The organism is Leucobacter rhizosphaerae (genome assembly GCF_022919175.1).
Classification (GTDB): domain Bacteria; phylum Actinomycetota; class Actinomycetes; order Actinomycetales; family Microbacteriaceae; genus Leucobacter; species Leucobacter rhizosphaerae.
Window position 1 is genome coordinate 3,172,836 of the sequence record NZ_CP095043.1, and the last position, 17,636, is coordinate 3,190,471.

At 67.8% G+C, this 17,636-nt stretch carries 14 protein-coding genes and 1 tRNA gene; 8 read left to right on the forward strand and 7 right to left on the reverse strand.

The genetic code is table 11. The features are described 5' to 3' along the window. Window positions 1–780: 780 nt before the first annotated feature. Window positions 781–2,901 carry a DUF11 domain-containing protein gene (locus tag MUN76_RS14615; RefSeq protein ID WP_244685722.1) on the forward strand — a complete coding sequence of 707 codons (2,121 nt, stop codon included), beginning with the start codon at window positions 781–783 and terminating at the stop codon, window positions 2,899–2,901. Between the two features lie 21 nt (window positions 2,902–2,922). Here the strand turns inward: MUN76_RS14615 and MUN76_RS14620 are convergent, their stop codons facing one another. Genes MUN76_RS14620 through arsB form a run of 3 tightly spaced genes read right to left on the reverse strand, consistent with a single transcriptional unit; the run spans window position 2,923 to window position 5,428 of the window. Then, a complete protein-coding gene (locus tag MUN76_RS14620) occupies window positions 2,923–3,324 on the reverse strand; it encodes an arsenate reductase ArsC (RefSeq protein ID WP_244685723.1) in 402 nt (133 codons plus the stop codon). 23 nt (window positions 3,325–3,347) lie between these two features. Then, window positions 3,348–4,349, reverse strand: coding sequence for a metalloregulator ArsR/SmtB family transcription factor (locus MUN76_RS14625; protein WP_244685725.1), 1,002 nt, complete (start codon window positions 4,347–4,349; stop codon window positions 3,348–3,350). Next, window positions 4,346–5,428, reverse strand: coding sequence for an ACR3 family arsenite efflux transporter (gene arsB / locus MUN76_RS14630; protein ID WP_244688806.1), 1,083 nt, complete (start codon window positions 5,426–5,428; stop codon window positions 4,346–4,348). The genes MUN76_RS14625 and arsB overlap by 4 nt, the downstream gene beginning before the upstream one ends. Before the next feature lie 331 nt (window positions 5,429–5,759). Between arsB and MUN76_RS14635 the strand changes: the two genes are divergently transcribed. Next, window positions 5,760–7,073, forward strand: coding sequence for a lipase family protein (locus MUN76_RS14635; RefSeq protein ID WP_244685727.1), 1,314 nt, complete (start codon window positions 5,760–5,762; stop codon window positions 7,071–7,073). Between the two features lie 94 nt (window positions 7,074–7,167). On the opposite strand, the gene MUN76_RS14640 is transcribed toward MUN76_RS14635, so the two are convergent. After that, window positions 7,168–7,461, reverse strand: coding sequence for a metal-sensitive transcriptional regulator (locus tag MUN76_RS14640; RefSeq protein ID WP_244685729.1), 294 nt, complete (start codon window positions 7,459–7,461; stop codon window positions 7,168–7,170). A gap of 127 nt (window positions 7,462–7,588) precedes the next feature. Between MUN76_RS14640 and MUN76_RS15660 the strand changes: the two genes are divergently transcribed. From MUN76_RS15660 to MUN76_RS14650, 3 genes are all read left to right on the forward strand, one after another. Then, on the forward strand, window positions 7,589–7,705 hold the full coding sequence (locus MUN76_RS15660; RefSeq protein WP_488167803.1) for a hypothetical protein: 117 nt from the start codon (window positions 7,589–7,591) through the stop codon (window positions 7,703–7,705). Window positions 7,706–7,740: 35 nt separating this feature from the next. Then, a complete protein-coding gene (locus MUN76_RS14645) occupies window positions 7,741–9,171 on the forward strand; it encodes an MBL fold metallo-hydrolase (RefSeq protein ID WP_244685731.1) in 1,431 nt (476 codons plus the stop codon). Between the two features lie 260 nt (window positions 9,172–9,431). Beyond that, entirely contained in the window at window positions 9,432–10,400 is a 969-nt protein-coding gene (locus tag MUN76_RS14650) for a phosphatase PAP2 family protein (protein WP_244685733.1), read from the forward strand. 295 nt (window positions 10,401–10,695) lie between these two features. Here the strand turns inward: MUN76_RS14650 and MUN76_RS14655 are convergent, their stop codons facing one another. Beyond that, window positions 10,696–11,457, reverse strand: coding sequence for an LmeA family phospholipid-binding protein (locus MUN76_RS14655; RefSeq protein WP_244685735.1), 762 nt, complete (start codon window positions 11,455–11,457; stop codon window positions 10,696–10,698). Window positions 11,458–11,476: 19 nt separating this feature from the next. Further along, window positions 11,477–13,159 carry an arginine--tRNA ligase gene (gene argS, locus MUN76_RS14660; protein ID WP_244685737.1) on the reverse strand — a complete coding sequence of 561 codons (1,683 nt, stop codon included), beginning with the start codon at window positions 13,157–13,159 and terminating at the stop codon, window positions 11,477–11,479. 46 nt (window positions 13,160–13,205) lie between these two features. Between argS and MUN76_RS14665 the strand changes: the two genes are divergently transcribed. Continuing rightward, a tRNA-Arg gene (locus MUN76_RS14665) sits at window positions 13,206–13,278 on the forward strand. Between the two features lie 106 nt (window positions 13,279–13,384). On the opposite strand, the gene MUN76_RS14670 is transcribed toward MUN76_RS14665, so the two are convergent. Then, complete coding sequence (locus MUN76_RS14670; protein ID WP_244685739.1) at window positions 13,385–14,821, reverse strand: PucR family transcriptional regulator; 1,437 nt, start codon at window positions 14,819–14,821, stop codon at window positions 13,385–13,387. Between the two features lie 177 nt (window positions 14,822–14,998). Between MUN76_RS14670 and MUN76_RS14675 the strand changes: the two genes are divergently transcribed. Next, on the forward strand, window positions 14,999–16,096 hold the full coding sequence (locus tag MUN76_RS14675) for an alcohol dehydrogenase catalytic domain-containing protein (RefSeq protein WP_244685741.1): 1,098 nt from the start codon (window positions 14,999–15,001) through the stop codon (window positions 16,094–16,096). A gap of 114 nt (window positions 16,097–16,210) precedes the next feature. After that, window positions 16,211–17,635: an APC family permease gene (locus tag MUN76_RS14680; protein WP_244685743.1), complete on the forward strand. Its 1,425-nt coding sequence runs from the start codon at window positions 16,211–16,213 to the stop codon at window positions 17,633–17,635. The last annotated feature ends 1 nt before the right edge of the window (window position 17,636 follow it).

Sequence of the window (17,636 nt, forward strand, 5' to 3'; positions counted from 1 at the left end):
GCTGGAGGGTTGGGGCATGGAGGTGATAAGAGCCGGGGTACTCTGTGGGCTTGGGGAGATCGTGTCCAGCCCCGAGCGATCGAGCGTGCTCGTCGAATCAGCTCCGGGGACCAAGAACCATCTCTGCGAGGGCAGCGGGTATGTCGTCTGAATTGCACTCTTCCGGTATGGCTCAGGCCACGTCGGCGAATGCCACTCCCGCTGCAGGCGCGCCGCGGCGCGGCGAGCCTCCGCGGCGGTACCCGAGGGCCCTGAGATTCGTGATCCGCCTCGTGACCAGGGGTCGCAAGAGGCCGGCAGGAAGTGTCGGCGCGCACGTCGCTACTGATGTCCATCACACGACCACGTAACCGCGCTCATTCGTGTCATCGCGCTGCGCCGCAACCGAGACAATCGATCGGATGGGTCGACTGCACGCGCGGTGGTGTCGTCGCGGGGATGCGGACACGTCGAGGCGGCGGCAAACCCCTCGCCTCATCAACATCAACTGACTAGGATCAATCGCACCGAGCGGTGGCCAGGGGAGGCTCGCGGGTCTCGACGTGGCCGGAGAGAATCGACACCCACATGCATCGTGTCTGCGTAGCACCTCACCGGAAGCGGAGCGTCATTCCGATGCTTCTGATGTGCGCGGGGCTGGCGCTGGGGGTATCACTCTCCCCAGCCGCCGCTCAGGCAGCGGTTGTCGTGCCTCTGGAACCCGTCTATGCGGATACGGTGTACGGCTCAGTGCTCTCCGTGGGCAATGGAAGCATGCGGTGTCCGACTGCCACTGACGGGGTGAATCTGCGGGCCGGTACGACGTTTGAATCGTGCGCGCAGGCGCAGGCGGGAACGATCCCTGCCGGTATCCGCACCAACAACAACGACCACTCGATGCGCTGGAACGACACGGACGGACGCAGCGATACGTTCAACAACTCGTCCGCGCAGTTCACGATTCCGGCCGGAGCGACCATCACGTACGCCATGCTCGAGTGGGCGGGCCACACGGGAGAGTTCAAAACCGCTGGCGGCAACACGTCGTCGATCTCCTCATGCAACATCGTGGGGCAGCAGTATTCGACGCTGTTCCCGACGGGACTCCCTCCGGCCCCTGCAGCAGCGACGCCGGAGGCGCAGTCCCCGGGTGTCCAGATCAATGGCGCGGCACCGGTCGAAGTGACGCCGCACGTGACGCGCGACAGTGGCCTCGGGTGGCCCAACAACAGCGATCGCATGTACACGGGGTGGTCCGACGTGACGGATCTTCTCGAGAGCTCGGAGCTTTCCGGACTCACCACGGTGACGGTCTCGAATATCTGGGCACCTGCTGGCGTGAATTGCACCGCTGGATGGGGGCTCACGGTCGTGTGGGCATTTGACGCTCCGGTCGAGGGGGTCGCCGAATACCAGAACACGATCAGTATCTACCAGGGGCACATCCGACAGGGTGCGGCCGATCTCCCGTCCACCGCGACCTTCAGCGGGTTCGAAGCGGCGTCCTCGACCAACAGGATCGGACTCGTGGCCTACGAGGGTGACCGAGGTACCGTGGGCGATCGCTTCTCGATCAACGGGACCGATATCCCCGAACCGACGGGTTACGGTGCTGTCAACGACTTCTTCGTCTCCGCAGGGAACATTTCGAGTGATCCCGCATGGGGTGTGAACTTCAGCGTCGATGTGAATGACTTCGAAACCGACCTGATCCAGGCGGGTGACACTGAGGCAACCCTGGGGTTCCGGACGAACGGAGACGGCTACTGGTTACAGTCCGTCTGGCTCGAGGCTCCGATCGCGAGTGTCCGCATCGACAAGACCGCAGACATCGCGGTTGGGAGGCCGGGAGACCCGGTGGTGTGGACCATCACGGTATCGAACCCGAGCCCGGCTGCGATTCGAGAGGTGATCGTCACCGACCCGCACGAAGCGAGCTGCGAGCGCGAGATCCCGTCGAGCTTCCTGGCATCTGGAAGTTTCACCTACACCTGTGCGGGAGTGCTCCCGGAGCAGACCGTGACCAACACTGCCACCGTGACCGCGCGGACCGAACTGGGTACCGTGCTCAGCGCCGAAGACAGTGCCACCGTCGAGGTGATTCATCCGGCGCTGTCGATCACCAAGACCTCGGACACGGCACTCGCCCTGGACGGAGAGACGGTGAACTTCGCGATCACCGTCCACAACACGGGCGATGTCGACCTGAGCGAGGTGCGCGTCGAGGATCAGAAGGTGCCGGACTGCTCAGCGGACATCGGAGTGCTCGCCGCCGGGGCACAACACGCGCTCCGGTGCTCCGCGGTTGCGCCGATCGCCGGAGGAGAGAATTCGGCCACCGCCATCGGAACCGACCCGCTCGGGAACACGCTCGAAGAGGCGGACACGGCTCGAATGATCGCCGCGCGCCCCTCGCTCGCCGTCGACAAGTCCGTCTCCGACCAGGACATTCGCGTGGGGGAGACTGCCACGTTCGCGATCGCTGTCACGAATGACGGCAATGTGCGCCTCGATCAGGTGGTGCTCCAGGATCTCGACCTCGCCGAGTGCTCGCAGCAGATCGGCACGCTGCTGCCAGGGGAGACGCGCACCGTCAGCTGCTCCTGGACCGCAGACCGGGCGGAGAGGTTCGTCAACACCGCGAGTGCCAGTGGCATCGCGATGCGATGCACCGGCGCGGAGGCGCCTGGAACGTGCGCGGAGGAGTTGGGGATCGAGCCGCTCGTCCGGGTCGACGATGCCACGGTGGTGGTATCGACGGGCTTGGTGGGGACCCCGGAGCGTTCACCGGGCGATGATGAGCAGCGTCTGAGTGCCACCGGTGGGCAGGGCGGAGGTGTCGGCATCGCGTTCGGGCTCGCCTGCATGGCAGCTGGTGCGTTCCTGCTGCGCAAACAGGTGATGTACCAGCATCGCCAGTAGGCGACGCGGTGTGGCAGCGCCTCAGGCGAGCTCCGCGACGAGCCGCTCGACGCGGAGCTTGATGTCGTCCCGGATCCGCCGCACGGTGTCGATGCCGTGCCCTGCGGGGTCGTCGAGCGTCCAGTCTTCGTAACGTTTGCCGGGGAAGATCGGGCACGTGTCGCCGCACCCCATCGTGATGACGACGTCGGCGGCGTGCACGGCCTCGGTCGTGAGGACCTTGGGGTGCTCGGAGGCGATGTCGATGCCGTCTTCGAGCATGGCTTCGACGGCGGTCGGGTTGATCTGGTCGGCGGGCATCGATCCTGCGGAGTACACGTCGATCTTGGCACCAGCGAGCTGCCGCAGGTAGCCGGCAGCCATCTGTGAGCGGCCGGCGTTGTGCACGCATACGAAGAGCACGGACGGGTGGGGTTCAGTCATGAGCGGGTGTCCTGTTCGCGGTGTCAGCGGGAGGGGAGGGTGTCGAGGAGGGTGCGGACGCGGGCAGCGATGTCGTCGCGGATCGCCGCGACACCCTCCGCGGATGCAAGAGCCGGGTCGCCCACGACCCAGTCCTCGTAGCGGACGCCCGGGATGATGGGGCAGACGTCGCCGCAGCCCATCGTGATGACCACGTCGGCGGCGCGCACGGCGTCGTCGGTGAGTGGTTTCGGGAACGTGTCGAGCGCGTCAGACTCACCTGCGATCTCGGTGAGGAGCGAGCGAACGTGCGGGTGGATGTCCGTTGCGGGAGTCGATCCGGCCGACCGGGCGATCACGGTGCCGTTCGACATGTGGTTCACCAGGGCCGCCGCGAGCTGCGAGCGCCCCGCGTTTGCAACGCACACGAACAGCACCTGCGGGGTGCCGGTCGTGCGATCCCGGGTGAGATCCTGGAGGCGCTGCCTGGCGAATCGTTCCGTCAGGGGGATCATGTGCTGGGTGAGCTTCGCGGACTTCACGAGCCCTGCGTACGACTCCCGGACGATCGCGATGACGAGATCCCGATTCAGGTCTGTGAGTTCGTCTGCGAGCTCATCCGCGAGCCTCGTCACCCGCGCATCCATGGTGCGCAGCGCTTCCGCTCGCGAGGCTTCATCCTCTGCGCGTTCGATCACGGCTGACGGGGCAAACGCGTCGAGCAGCGCGGTGACGGCCCCCCGACGGGACTGGATGATGCGGTACCAGACCCAGGTCCCGCGGCGTTCCGACGTCAGGATCCCCGTGTCTTTCAGGACCTTCAGGTGGTGAGAGACGGTGGGTTGGGTGACGTCGGCGAGTTCCGCGAGGTCGCACACGCACGACTCGCCGCGAGGGTCGGTCGCGATGGCGGAGAGCATGCGGAGGCGGAGGGGGTCGGCGAGCGCTTTCAAGGTGCCCGCGACGGCCGCGGCGGACTCCGCACCGATCGCGTGTGTGGGGGACGGCGTGCACACTGTTTCGGGTGCGGGAATCGTGGGGGTCATGGTGTCCTCGTATCTGCAGCGATCGTCTCTGCGGCGAAGGGGTCGATGTTGAACCAGGCGCGGGCCACCCGCAGCGAGACGTAGACGAGTCCGACGAGCACGGGAACTTCGATGAGGGGGCCGACGACACCGGCGAGCGCTTGTCCGCTCGTGGCGCCGAACGTGCCGATGGCGACGGCGATGGCGAGCTCGAAGTTGTTGCCAGCCGCGGTGAACGCGAGCGCCGTGGACCTCGCGTAGCCGAGCCCCAGCGCCCGTCCCAGGAAGATGCCTGCGAACCACATGAGGGCGAAATACACGAGCAGCGGCAGCGCGATGCGCGCGACGTCCCAGGGGTTCTCGATGATCGCGTCACCCTGCAAGGCGAACAGCAGCACGATGGTGAAGAGCAGACCGTAGAGCGCCCACGGTCCGATCACGGGCAGGAACTGCTTCTCGTACCAGTCTCTGCCGCGGCGGCGCTCTCCGATCCAACGCGACGCGAACCCTGCGAGCAGGGGAACACCGAGGAACACGAGCACGTTGAGCGCGATCTGCCAGACCGACACCTCAAGTCCTTGGGCGTCGAGGCCGAGCCAGCCGGGCAGGATCGTGAGGTAGAACCACCCCAGGAGGGAGAACGCCACGACCTGGAACACGGAGTTGATGGCCACGAGGACCGCGGTCGCTTCACGGTCACCGCACGCAAGGTCGTTCCAGATGACGACCATCGCGATGCAGCGCGCGAGACCGACGATGATCAGCCCGGTCCGGTATTCCGGCAGGTCAGGCAAGAAGATCCAGGCCAGAGCGAACATCACTGCGGGTCCGACGACCCAGTTCAGCAGCAACGATGACACGAGGAGCCGCCTGTCTCCCGTGACTGCTGCGATCCTGTCGTACCGTACTTTCGCGAGCACGGGGTACATCATGACGAGGAGCCCGATCCCGATCGGCACCGAGATCCCGCCGACCTCCATGCCGGCAAGCAGGTCAGAGAGCGCCGGCACGAATCGGCCGAGCAGGATACCCACCACCATCGCAAGCCCGATCCACAACGGCAACCACTTGTCGAGCGTGGACAGCCGCTGGGGTTTCATGCGCGCCGGTGCCGCTCCTGCAGATGCCACGAAAAACCGTCCCTCATGCTCAACTCGCGCGTGCGAGCGCCGTGTGTCGATCCCGAAGCCGTCGCACTCCGAGGCCGCGTATCTTGTATTGAAACATTTCTATATTGAAGCTTGTGGTGTCGATACGCAAGTGAATAGTGGGTGTCCTCGTGCGTGCGGCTCAGTACGCGATACGAGCATGATTGGTCGACCCGGTTTCGGGAGAATTGGTGTGGTCACGAGAGGGGCGGGACGCGATACATTTGCGACGGGCCGCGAACGACCGTGATGTGGCGTTCAATTGTGGGGAATTGGAGCACTCATGTCAGGCGATGACGCGCGCAAGACCACCGAGACGGCAGCGGCCGTGCGGCCGAGGAGACGTCGGGGGGTCGTGGCGTTGACCGTCGTCGGTGCGCTCGTCGTGGCTGCCGTCGCCGGGTGGGGTGTTTGGGCGCTGGTGTCCGCAAACGTGGAGTCGGCTTCGGTCCGTGCGTTCCAGGAAGATCTGCAGGACTTCTACGCGTCACCGGATGCGCCCGCCGCACCCGGTGAGCTGATCCGCGCGGAAGAGATCACCGACCTCGAGGTTCCCGGCGGCACCGCGTATCGCATGATGTACGGGACTCAGGCCCCTGACGGCAGCGCGACCGTGTCGTCGGGGATGCTCATCGTCCCAGATGGCGACGCGCCGGCGGAGGGCCGACCGGTGCTGGCCTGGGCGCACGGCACCCTCGGGTTCGGCAATGACTGCACGCCGTCCCGCACCTACCATCCGACGCTGCACGGTCTGGATTTCGGGTCGTGGCTCGGCGTCGCCATGCAGCGCGGATGGGTCGTCTCGGCGACCGACTACGCGGGGGTGGGGACCGACGGTGACCCCTACTACTTGATCGCGCAGAGTGAAGCTCAGGACGTCATCAATTCCGTGCGTGCCGCCCAGAACTTCCCGGATGCGCATGCGGGGAGCCGGTATGCGACGTTCGGTCACTCGCAGGGTGGCCACGCGTCGCTCGCCGCCGGGATGTACGCGGACTACGCGCCCGAGCTCGAGCTCGTCGCCGTGTCGGGAGCGGCGCCGGCAGCCGAGCTGGGGGCGCTCTTCGCCCAGCAGTACGACAAGCCCGTGGCGTGGGGTGACGGCCCCAGTGTCGCGGCGTCATGGCCGTTGGTGCACACGGACCTCACGCTCGATGGGGTGCTGAGCGCGTCGGCGCAGCGGGACTACAGTGAACTTGCCCACGGTTGCCTGCTCCAGGAGGTCGATCAACTCCTCGTGAAAAAGACGTTCGACGAGCAGTTCTTCCAGAAGGATCCGCTCTCCGATCCGGCATGGGCGTCTGCGGTCTCACGGGAGCAGATCGATCCGGCCCGAATCGAGGCGCCGATCTTCGTGGTGCAGAGTCTGACCGACAACGTGGTGCTGCCGAACACCACCGCGCTGCTCGCGGAGTCGGCCTGCGAGCTCCCCGCTCCCGGCATTGCAGTGTCATGGCTCGACATGGTCACCCACGAGGACACCGCGGTCATGGGGGGCATGCTCGCTGTCGATTGGCTCCAGGACCGCTTCGACGGCGTGCCCGTCGCCCCGACGTGCGACCAGGTGCTGCCGCTGAAACCGGCGGAGCGGCCGTAGGTTCTGTCGCGCGGGGCGGGCGGGCGTGCGCACGGTGGCCTCGCCGTCCTCCACTGGTCGAGTCGATCGCTCGAGCTGCGCGAAGCCTGCGGTGTCACGCAAGGCTGAGGAAGAGTCTCTCCAATTCGTCTTGGTCGGCTGATTCACCGTCCGGGTCGGTCAGGCATTCCTTGAGTGCGCTGGAGATGACGAGGAAACCCGCGCGATCGAGTGCTTTGGAGACCGCGGCGAGCTGATTGACGATGTCCCGGCAGTGGGCATCGCTCTCGACCGCGCCGATTACGGCAGCAAGCTGCCCGTGGGCGCGTCGGAGCCGGTTCACCACTTTGCGCTTGGCCTCCTCGTCGTGCGAGGCAGTGCTGAGGTCGGGTGCGGTCGTGTGTGACAACGTTGCCTGCTTTCGGGAGTCGAATAGGGGTGGGCTTGACAACAACAATACCCCAGGGGGTATAGTTTTGCTGTGCTTAGGATACCCCGGGGGGTATTCAGCCTGACCTGAGGAGCGAGAAGACGATATGTGTCGAGCGACAACGTGCAAGACCTGCGGGAAAACGACCTGGACCGGGTGCGGCCAGCACATCGAGGACGCCCTCGCCGGGGTTCCCGAGGCCGACCGCTGCGCCTGCCGCTGATACCGCTCCGCTGACGACGAGAAAGAGATCCGATCATGCTGCTGGAACGCATCTACGATGAGGACCTCGCGCAGGCGAGCTACCTCATCGGCTGCCAAGCGACGGGCGAGGCGATCGTCGTCGACCCGCGCCGCGACATCGCCACCTACCTCGACCTTGCTGCGAAGCACGCCCTGAGGATTGTCGCCGTCACCGAGACGCACATCCACGCCGACTACCTTTCGGGCACCCGCGAGCTCGCCGGGAGAACCGGCGCGCGGATGCACGTCTCCGACGAGGGCGGGGCCGATTGGACGTACGGCACCGACTTCGACGACGCAGTGCGCATGAAGCACGGCCACCGGATCCAGCTCGGCAACATCGAGGTCGAGGCGGTGCACACTCCTGGCCACACCCCCGAGCACCTGTCGTTCCTCGTCACCGACGGTGCACAATCGGCTGAGCCCGGGTTCATGCTCACCGGAGATTTCGTCTTCGTCGGAGATCTCGGCCGTCCCGATCTGCTCGACGAGGCGGCCGGGTTCGTCGATACCCGTTTCCAGGGAGCGAGGGACCTCTTTGCGAGCCTCAACGACCGCTTCCTCACCCTGCCCGACTACGTCCAGGTACTCCCGGCCCACGGCTCCGGGAGCGCGTGCGGCAAGGCCCTCGGCGCGATCCCCGCCTCGACCGTCGGCTATGAGCGCAACTTCTCCTGGTGGAGCCAGTACCTGCAGAACGACGACGAGCAGGGCTTCATCGACGAACTCCTCAGTGGGCAGCCCGACGCGCACGCCTACTTCGGGCGCATGAAAATGGAGAACCGGGCCGGGCCCGATGTCATCGGCGAGGTGCCCTCGCTCATCGAGTACACGACCGAGCAGCTGTCGGCGGAACTCGCCGCAGATGCGGTGATCCTCATCGACACGCGGCACAACAGCGACGTGCACCGCGGCACGGTGGAGCGTTCGCTCAACATTCCGGGGGTCGCCAAGGCCGCGAGCTACGGCGCCTGGGTGCTCGACCCACTGGTCGAGCCTCGCCCCCTGGTGCTCCTCGCCGCCGATCTCGAACAGGCAGAGGCGATCCGGGATCACCTGCTCCGTGTTGGGATCGATACGGTGCGCGGGTACGTCACCTCATTCGACGGCCTCGAGGTGGTGACGCCGAGGCTCGTGCAGCCCGACGAGCTCGATGGCGTCGAGCGGGCGGTGCTGCTCGATGTGCGCAACGCCACTGAATACGCCGACGGGCACCTGCCCGGTGCACGCCAGGTCTCGGGCGGGAGGGTGCTGTGGAATCTCGATCTGCTTCCTGAGCCCGGAGCCGGGACGATCGTGTCCTACTGCCAGAGCGGAGTCCGCAACAGTGTCGTAGCCAGCGCGCTGCGCCGGGCGGGCTACGAGGTCGCCGAGCTCGACGGCAGCTACGCGGCCTGGATCGCAGCAGGCAACACCCCCGAGACGTCTCCGTCGGTTGCGGTCTGACCGGAGGGCTCCACGTGCTGAGCTTCACTGCACGCCACAGCGCACTCTCTCCGGCCACACGCGGCGATCTCGAGCAAGCCGCCGACGGGTTTCAGGAACTCCTGCCGGGTGGGGCGTGGTCGAGGACGCCGGATGCTGGTCAGTGATGAGTGCTGGGGAGGGAAAAAGCAGCGATGCACGTGGCATATCGACATGGGCTCGCTAGCGGACCCCTGGTGGGGGAGTGGCCCCCCCCAGGTCTCGCGGTCTTCGCATCACGCGTGGCCTTCGGAAGAACCGAGCGCTGCTCATGTCACAATCGGAACAACATGCAAAGAAACATCCGCGCGTTCAGTTCCCGCAGCGACGCAACGGCCGCAACGACTTCGACGGTAGCGACTTCGGCATCCCCGATCACCCCTCGGCGATGGTGGGCGCTGTTGATCTGCGCCACCATCGCAGGTGCCGGAGTGTACCTGCTCGCCGTGCAAACCGCGGTCGGGCAAGCCTTCGAGAACACCGCGTTGCGGGGTGCTGATCAGGTCGGGGCGAGCGCGATGGACCAGGCGAACATCGCTCTCGGGCACATCACGGTGTGGAGCCTGGGCATCGCGACCCTCGTGGTCGGTGCGATCGGGCTTCTCCGGAGACAACCCGCGCTCGCCCTCGCAGCCGTTGCGGTCATCGTGGGCGGTCAGGTCGTCACGCAGAGCCTCAAACGCTACATCCTCCCCAGGCCCGAACTCGTTCCAGTGAGTGGCAGCTTCACGGAGAACTCCTTTCCCTCCGGGCATACGACCATCGCGATGACCGTCATGGTCGCCATCTTTCTCGTCGTCCCGTATCGTGTCCGTGGTCTCGCGATGATGCTCACGATGGGGTGGGCAGCCGGCATCGGCGCGTACACGATCACCGCGAAGTGGCATCGCCTCTCCGACACGGTCGGCGCAGACCTCGTTGCCCTCGCCCTGGGCTGCGCAGCGGCTGTTGTCCTGCACCATCTCGGGAAATTGAAACGAGTTGAGGACCGACCCAAGGCACGCCTCGTTGTGGTGGTCGTGATGACGCTTCTGACGATTTCGGCACTGGTGCTCGGTACGATCCTCGCCTCTGCCGCAGCGACGTATTCCCTCCACGATCCGGTGATCGAGTGGGATGTGTATCTCTCAGCGCACGCGTTTTCGCTTTCGGCATCCTGGGGAGTCGCGCTGATCTTCTGGTGGAGCTGGCGAGGGATCGAGGTCGGTTGAGATACTCACGAGCTGAACCGAGCCTTGGGCTGGTGAAGGCCAGCATTCCCGGTACTCGGTGAACAAGGTGTGGTCGAACGGATCGTGGAGCGCCATTCCGAAGCCGGAGACTGCAGCGTGAACTCACCGTTCACATCATGGCCGGCTCAGTGGGGTGCGTAGAAGCTGCGGGTGATAGCGCGACGCGATCGAAGCGGTGATTTCCGAGCCCGGTGCATCCGTCCGACGCCCTCGCGATCGTGAACCGGACCGCGGGAGTTGGCACGGGCATCAGGCGAGGTGTGTCGGGCGGGGCCTAACCGCAGGTTCCCTGCGCCTGCTGCGCGGGATCCGAGAGGATGCCCGGAGCGAGGCTCGCGCGGATCGTCGCGGATCCGGTGCTCGAGAGGGAGATGTCGGTCAGCGTGACGCCCGCGGGCAGCTGATCCCGCACGCACACCGTCTGGGGCTGCAGCACCGGATCCAGCAGCGAGCCCGTCGCGGCCGAGATCTGCTCCGCCGTGAAGTCGAAGCCCGCGGCCTTCACCCCGAGGGGCTCGATCTCCACGGCGCCGTCCACCACCGTGATCCCGATCGACGCCGAGAGCTGCACCTCCTGGCCGAACATCTCGATCGATCGCCCGACGACGAGCGCGCCGTCGCGCACCTCGCCGGTCTGCGCGACCCCCGAGGTCACGAGGTCGACCACCGCGCCGAGCTGATCCTTCGGCACGACGAGTTCGACGGTGCCGTCGGAGATCTCCCCCGAGGTCGGGTCGAACGGCACCGCGGCAGCGTGCAGCGAGGCATCCGTCTCCACCCCCTCGAGCAGCGGGACGTTCGGCACGGCGATCGTCACGTCGCCCACCTCGCCGCGCACCGCGCTGAACAGCGCCGATCCACCGAGCGAGACATCGACCGGGTGATCGTCGGTCATGTTGAGCTGGCTGCGGACGGCCCCCGCGATCACCCCAGGGATGATGAGCCGCAGGGCCACCTCGGCCGCTCCTGCGAGCAGCCCGAGCGCCACCACGACGCCGAGGATCCGAAGCCACCAGCGCGGTCTGCGTTCGCTCATCCGAGTCTCCGCCGGTCCGTTAGATCCGCTCGGGCGCCGAGACGCCGAGCAGGTCCAGGCCGTTGCGCAGCACCTGGCCCGCGGCGTCGTTGAGCCACAGGCGCGTGCGGTGCAGATCCTCGACCGTAGCGTCGCCGAGCGGGATCACCCGGCACTGGTCGTACCAGCGGTGGTACGACGCGGCGAGCTCCTCGAGGTAGCGCGCGATGCGGTGCGGCTCGCGCAGCTCGGCCGCGCTCGCGACGACGCCCGGGTACTGCTGGAGACGGCCGAGCAGATCGGTCTCGGTCTCGTGCGTCAGCAGCTCGGGGGCGAAGGCGGACCGGTCGATCCCGGCGGCCGCAGCATTGCGGTCGACCGCGCAGGTGCGGGCGTGGGCGTACTGCACGTAGAACACGGGGTTGTCGTTCGAACGGCTGCGGACCTGCTCGCCGTCGAGCGCGAGCGGCGAATCGGCCGGGTAGCGGGCGAGCCAGTAGCGCAGCGCGTCGCTGCCGAGCCACTCGAGCAGGTCGTCGAGCTCGATGATGTTGCCCGCGCGCTTCGACAACCGCGCGCCGTTCAGGTTCACGAGCTGGCCGATGAGCACCGTGATGTCGGTCTCGGTGTTGTCGCCCGCTGCGCCCGCGATCGCCGTGAGTCGCCCGATATAGCCGTGGTGGTCCGCGCCGAGCAGGTAGATCTTCTCGCCGAAGCCGCGATCCTTCTTCGACAGGTAGTACGCCGCGTCGGCCGCGAAGTAGGTGTAAATGCCGTTGCCGCGGGTGAACACCCGATCCTTGTCGTCGCCGAAGTCGGTCGTGCGCACCCAGATCGCGTCGTCCTCCTCGTAGACGTGACCCTGCTCGCGGAGGCGGTCGATCGCGGCCGCGATGGGGCTCGCCCCGCCGTCTGGGGCGGGCGTATGCAGCGTGCGCTCCGAGAAGTAGACGTCGAAGTGCACGTTGAAGCGCTCGAGCGAGTCCTTGATCTCGGCGAGCTGCAGTGCGTAGCCGAGCTCCTGCGCCTGCTCCAGCGCGGCGGCGCGATCCTCGGCGGCGATCTCGGGCAGGTTCGGGATCTGCTCCCGGATCTGCCGTCCGAGCTCCTGGACGTAGGCGCCGGGGTACGCATCCTCCGGCGCGGGCTCCCCGAGCGCCGCGGCCAGCACGGAACGACCGAACTTCTCCATCTGCGCGCCGGCGTCGTTGATGTAGTACTCGCTCGTCACGTCGGCACCCGCTGCGCGGAGCACTCGGGCCGTGGAATCGCCGAGCGCCGCCCAGCGCGTGTGTCCCATGTGGAGCGGTCCCGTGGGGTTCGCGGAGACGAACTCGAGGTTGATGTGCTGGCCCGCGAGCGTGTCGCTGCGGCCGTACTGCTCACCCGCCTCGACGATGCGCCGGGCCGTCTCGCCGGCGCTGGCCGCGTCGAGCGTGATGTTGATGAAGCCGGGACCGGCGACCTCCGCCTTCGCGACGCCGTCGATCTCTGCGACACGCGCGGCGATCTCGGTCGCGAGCTCGCGCGGGTTGACGCCGAGGCGCTTCGCGAACTTCATCGCCGCGTTCGACGCCCAGTCGCCGTGCTCCCGGTTGCGGGGTCGCTCCACCGCGGTGTCCTGCTCGGAGACGGTGAGGTCTCGAGCCCCTTCGCCGTCGCGTGCGGCGATGAGGTCGGTGAGGATCCGGGCGAGTGCGAGGGCAAGTTCTTGAGGTGTCACAATCACCCAGTCTACTTGCGCTAGGCTGGTCGAGTTGCAATTGCTCGCCTCCGTAGCTCAGGGGATAGAGCGCCGGTTTCCGGTACCGTAGGTCGGGGGTTCGATTCCCTCCGGGGGCACTGCGACACCAGCTCCCATCGCTTCGGCGGTGGGAGCTTTTCCGTGCGACCAGAAGTCGCTTCAGCGCGCCATGCCAGCTGCGACCCCCGCCCGACCCCCTGGCGCCTACCGTCCGATGGCCCGCAGGGCGATCCACGCGGTCGCGCGGTCGTCGGCGTGCTCCATCGAGAGCCCGGTGAGCTCCTCGACCCGGCCGATCCGCGACCGCAGCGTCTGCCGATGGATCCCGAGCCGGGCCGCACTGCTGCGATGCCCGCCGTGCTCCGAGAGAAACACTCGCAGCGTGCGGGTGAGCTCGCCGTGCGCGCCGTCGGCGTCGCGGAGCGGGTCGAGCACGCCCGACAGCTGCTCGCGCGGGATCCCGGCGAGGCCGCTCATGACGAGTTCGATGCTCGGGAGGCGAGCGTAGTGCAGGATCCGCTGCCCGTCCTCCAGTGCCGTGTCGAGGGCCTGCCGGGCTTGGGTGGCGCTCGGGCCGAGACGCTCGGTGGGGGCGGGATCGCCGATCCCGAGCGCGACGTGACTGCCGCCCACGGGGGTGAACGACTCGACGCGCGCCGCGAGCTCGTCGACGAGATCGGTGCGGAGGAAGCCCCGCACGCGGCCGGGATCCGCGGTGAAGACGTGCTCTGCGCCCAGCTCGTCGAACCACCGGCGCAGCACGCGCTCCAGGTCGATCGTGCGGGTGCGGGCGCCGAACGCGAACCCCGTGAGGTGCGTCTCGTGCACGCCCCACCGTCGCAGCAGATCCCGCGCGGGGTCGCCGCCGGCGAGGAGCACGTCGAAGAGGGCCTCGCGCCCCAGGTGCTCGGTGCGCGACGGGTCGTGGGTGCGCAGGAGCAAGTCGAAGAGCGCCGCGGCCTGAGTCGCCAGGTCGCGGGAGCGGCTGGTCGAGCCCGAGCGGGTGGCGACCACGAGTGAGCCAGCGAGATCCCGATCCGAGCCCACCTGGTGCACCTGCAGCCCGACGTGGCGCACGCGCACCGGGCGGCCGAGGGCCACGGCCGTGGCGTCGGAGATGTGCAGCCGCCCGGCGCCCGCGCTCGCGATGAGCTGGCCCTGCGCGTCGAGCAGCACGGCCCAGCCGTCGATGCGGTGCGCGAGTTCGGCGATCACGGCGGTCACGCCACCGCGCCGGGCGACCTGGGTGAGGAGGTTCATCCCGGCGGCCACGAGGCGGTCCGAGGCAGCCCGATCCTCGGCGATGAGGGTGCGCAGGATCGCGTGCAGGGCGGCGCCGTCGGGCTCCGCGCCAAGGATCGCGGACATCCCGTGCCGCGCGAGGAGGGCGCGCAGTGCGGGGGAATCCTCGTCGCTCACGAACACGGCTCTGATCAGGGGATCCTCGGTGTCTCCCGCGGCGGCGAGTCGGCGCTGCAGCGTCTCGACCGGGCCGGTCACGAGGGTCACGAAGTCCGGGTTGCCGACCACGACGAACGCGTCGATCTCGGTGACGACGTCGACGAGCGAGCGGTCCGTGATCCCGATCGGCAGGCACTCGCCGCCGACCGCGCGGACGATGGATCCCAGGTCGTGCGACATGCCAGGAGTGTACCAAGTGGCGAAGGCTTCATGGGGTGCGCGACCTCTGGTGCAGTGACAGGGCCGCTCCAGGCTCCGTACCATCTCCACAGTCGCCTGTGTGATCCGGGTGGGCCGAACTCCCACCCGCACAGCACCGGGAGGCACCCAGCCCGTCGAGCAACGAAGGAGTTCCCCATGAAAGCCGTGGTGTTCCGCAATCCCGAAACCCGCGCCGAGGTCGCAGACGTCACTCTCGCCGCGCCGAAGGCGGGCGAGGTCCGCGTCAAGATCGCCGCGGCCGGCGTCTGCCACTCCGACCTGCACGTGAAGCGCGGCGAGTGGGTCGCCCCCGCGCCGATGGTCATGGGCCACGAGGGCTCCGGGGTCGTCACCGAGCTCGGCGAGGGTGTCACGTCGCTCGCCGTCGGCGACCACGTCGTGCTGAGCTGGGTGCCGCCGTGCGGCGAGTGCCGCTACTGCCTGCAGGGCCACGAGGCCCGCTGCCAGAAGGTCGCCACGGTCGTCGCGCCGCAGGGCGTGCTCTTCGACGGCACCTCGCGCCTGAGCCTCGACGAGGAGCCGCTGCATCACTACCTCGGGGTGTCCTCCTTCGCCGAGGAGACGATCGTGCCGGCGTCGGGAGCCATCAAGGTGCGCGACGACGCCCCGCTCGACGTCATCGCCGTGGTCGGCTGCGCCGTCGCCACCGGGGTCGGCGCCGTGCTGAACACCGCCGCCGTCGAGCCCGGCGCGACCGTCGCCGTGATCGGCTGCGGTGGCGTGGGCCTCAACGTGGTGCAGGGCGCCAAGCTCGCCGGCGCGGAGCGGATCATCGCGATCGACATCGTCCCGGAGAAGACCGCGATGGCGCTGCAGTTCGGCGCCACCGACCGCATCGACGCCTCGGCGCGCGACGCCGTCGAGCAGCTGTTCGAGCTCATCCCCGACGGGGTCGACTACGCGTTCGACGCCATCGGTCGCACCTCCACGACCGAGCAGTCGATCCAGATGCTCGGCCTCGGCGGTGCCGCCGTGATCGTCGGTCTGCCCCCGACCGGGGCGAGGGCCTCCTTCGAGCCGCTCGTGCTCGCCGAGGCGGATCAGCGGATCCTCGGCTCGAACTACGGCTCGGTGCGGCCCTCGATCGACATCCCCGCGCTCGTCGATCGCTACATGGACGGACAGCTCATGCTGGATCCGCTCATCTCGGGCCGCCGCCCGCTCGACGAGGCCGCCGAGGCGCTCGACGACCTCGAGGCCGGCGGAGTGCTCCGTACGCTGCTGATCCCGTAGCCCGGAGCGCATCGACCGCAGCGCTGTTCCTGCGCCGCACCCCCCTGACTGCCGGGGGCGGCCCACCCCGTCCCCGGCACCCCACCCCACACCCATCCTCACAGGAGAGACGTTATGACCCAGACCACCGAACGAAAGGCCGACGCCGGCCTCCGCGAAGGGGTGATGTCCGGCCCCGAACTCGCGGCCCAGGCCATCGCCAGCATCGCGCCGAGCGCCGTCATCGCGTTCACCGCCGCCTCGATCTTCCTCGGAGCCGGCAACGGCACCATGTTCGCGTTCCTGCTCGCCACCATCGTCATCCTGTGCGTCGGCTACATCGTCTCGATGTTCGCCCGCCAGCACGCATCGGCCGGTTCGCTCTACACCTACGTCTCGAAGGGACTCGGCCCGACCGGCGCATTCGCCGCCGGCGTCGCTCTGCTCATCGGCTCCTGGGGCATCGCGGCCGGATCGCTCGGCGGTGCAGTCTCCTACGCGTCCGATCTGCTGCAGATCTTCGGGATCCCCGCGACCGGCACGGTCTGGCTGATCGTGCTCACGGTCGTCATCGGCGGTCTCGCGACGTTCTTCACCATTCGTGGGATCCGGATCTCGGCTCGCGTCTCCCTGGTGCTCGAGCTCGTCTCCGTCTTCATCATCGTGGTCCTCCTCGTCGCCGCGCTCATCTGGCTCGGGCCGGACGCCTGGGACCCCGCGCAGTTCTCCTTCGAGGGCGTACCGTTCCAGGGCGTCGCCGCGGGCATGGTGCTCGGTATCCTCGGCTTCGTCGGCTTCTCCTCAGCCGATGCGCTCGGCCGCGAGGCGCGGAACCCGCACACCGCGATCCCGCGCGCGATCATGTGGAGCGCCGTCGTGGTGGGTGTGCTCTACGTCTTCGCCGCCTACACGCAGATCGCCGTGCTCGGCGACGAGCTCGGCGAGGTCGCGAGCCCGCTCCAGGCGATCAACGAGCGCATCGGCATGCCGGGCTGGTTCGCGCCCGTGCTGGTCTTCGGCGTCGCCGCCTCGTTCTTCGCCGTGGTCGTCGCGCCGCTCAACGTGGTCGGTCGCATCATCTACGTGATGGGCAAGGAGGGCGTCGTGCCCGAGCGCTTCGGCCGCACGCACGAGACCCACCTGACGCCGCACCGCGTGCTGCTCATCGCCGGACCCGCCGCGATCCTGCTCGACGTGATCCTGCTCCTCGCGGGCACCCACCCGATGGACATCGTGGTGTGGGTCGACACCTACGCGACCTACGGCTACATGGTGGCCTACGCGCTCGTCGCGATCGCCGGGGTCATCTACACCCGCAAGCACGCCATGCCGAACACCCTGATCTGGATCGCCGCGGTCGTCGCGGTCGTCGCGATGGCCTACGTGTTCTTCGCGAACGTGTGGCCCGTCCCGGCGTTCCCGATCAACATCCTCCCGTACCTCTTCGTGGCCACGATGCTGCTCGCGTTCCTGCGGTTCTGGTGGATCAAGGCGAACCGCCCCGAGGTGCTGAAGAACATCGGCAACACGCACACCGACATGCTCGAGGGTGTGGGCTGAG

What these genes read in the sequence shown, in the direction of transcription:
- MUN76_RS14635 (WP_244685727.1), top strand. Translation starts at nt 5,760, where the DNA reads ATGTCAGGCGATGACGCGCGCAAGACCACCGAGACGGCAGCGGCCGTG.
- MUN76_RS14645 (WP_244685731.1), top strand. Translation starts at nt 7,741, where the DNA reads ATGCTGCTGGAACGCATCTACGATGAGGACCTCGCGCAGGCGAGCTAC.
- MUN76_RS14620 (WP_244685723.1), bottom strand. Translation starts at nt 3,324, where the DNA reads ATGACTGAACCCCACCCGTCCGTGCTCTTCGTATGCGTGCACAACGCC.
- MUN76_RS15660 (WP_488167803.1), top strand. Translation starts at nt 7,589, where the DNA reads ATGTGTCGAGCGACAACGTGCAAGACCTGCGGGAAAACGACCTGGACC.
- MUN76_RS14655 (WP_244685735.1), bottom strand. Translation starts at nt 11,457, where the DNA reads ATGAGCGAACGCAGACCGCGCTGGTGGCTTCGGATCCTCGGCGTCGTG.
- MUN76_RS14680 (WP_244685743.1), top strand. Translation starts at nt 16,211, where the DNA reads ATGACCCAGACCACCGAACGAAAGGCCGACGCCGGCCTCCGCGAAGGG.
- MUN76_RS14675 (WP_244685741.1), top strand. Translation starts at nt 14,999, where the DNA reads ATGAAAGCCGTGGTGTTCCGCAATCCCGAAACCCGCGCCGAGGTCGCA.
- MUN76_RS14670 (WP_244685739.1), bottom strand. Translation starts at nt 14,821, where the DNA reads ATGTCGCACGACCTGGGATCCATCGTCCGCGCGGTCGGCGGCGAGTGC.
- MUN76_RS14625 (WP_244685725.1), bottom strand. Translation starts at nt 4,349, where the DNA reads ATGACCCCCACGATTCCCGCACCCGAAACAGTGTGCACGCCGTCCCCC.
- arsB (WP_244688806.1), bottom strand. Translation starts at nt 5,428, where the DNA reads ATGAAACCCCAGCGGCTGTCCACGCTCGACAAGTGGTTGCCGTTGTGG.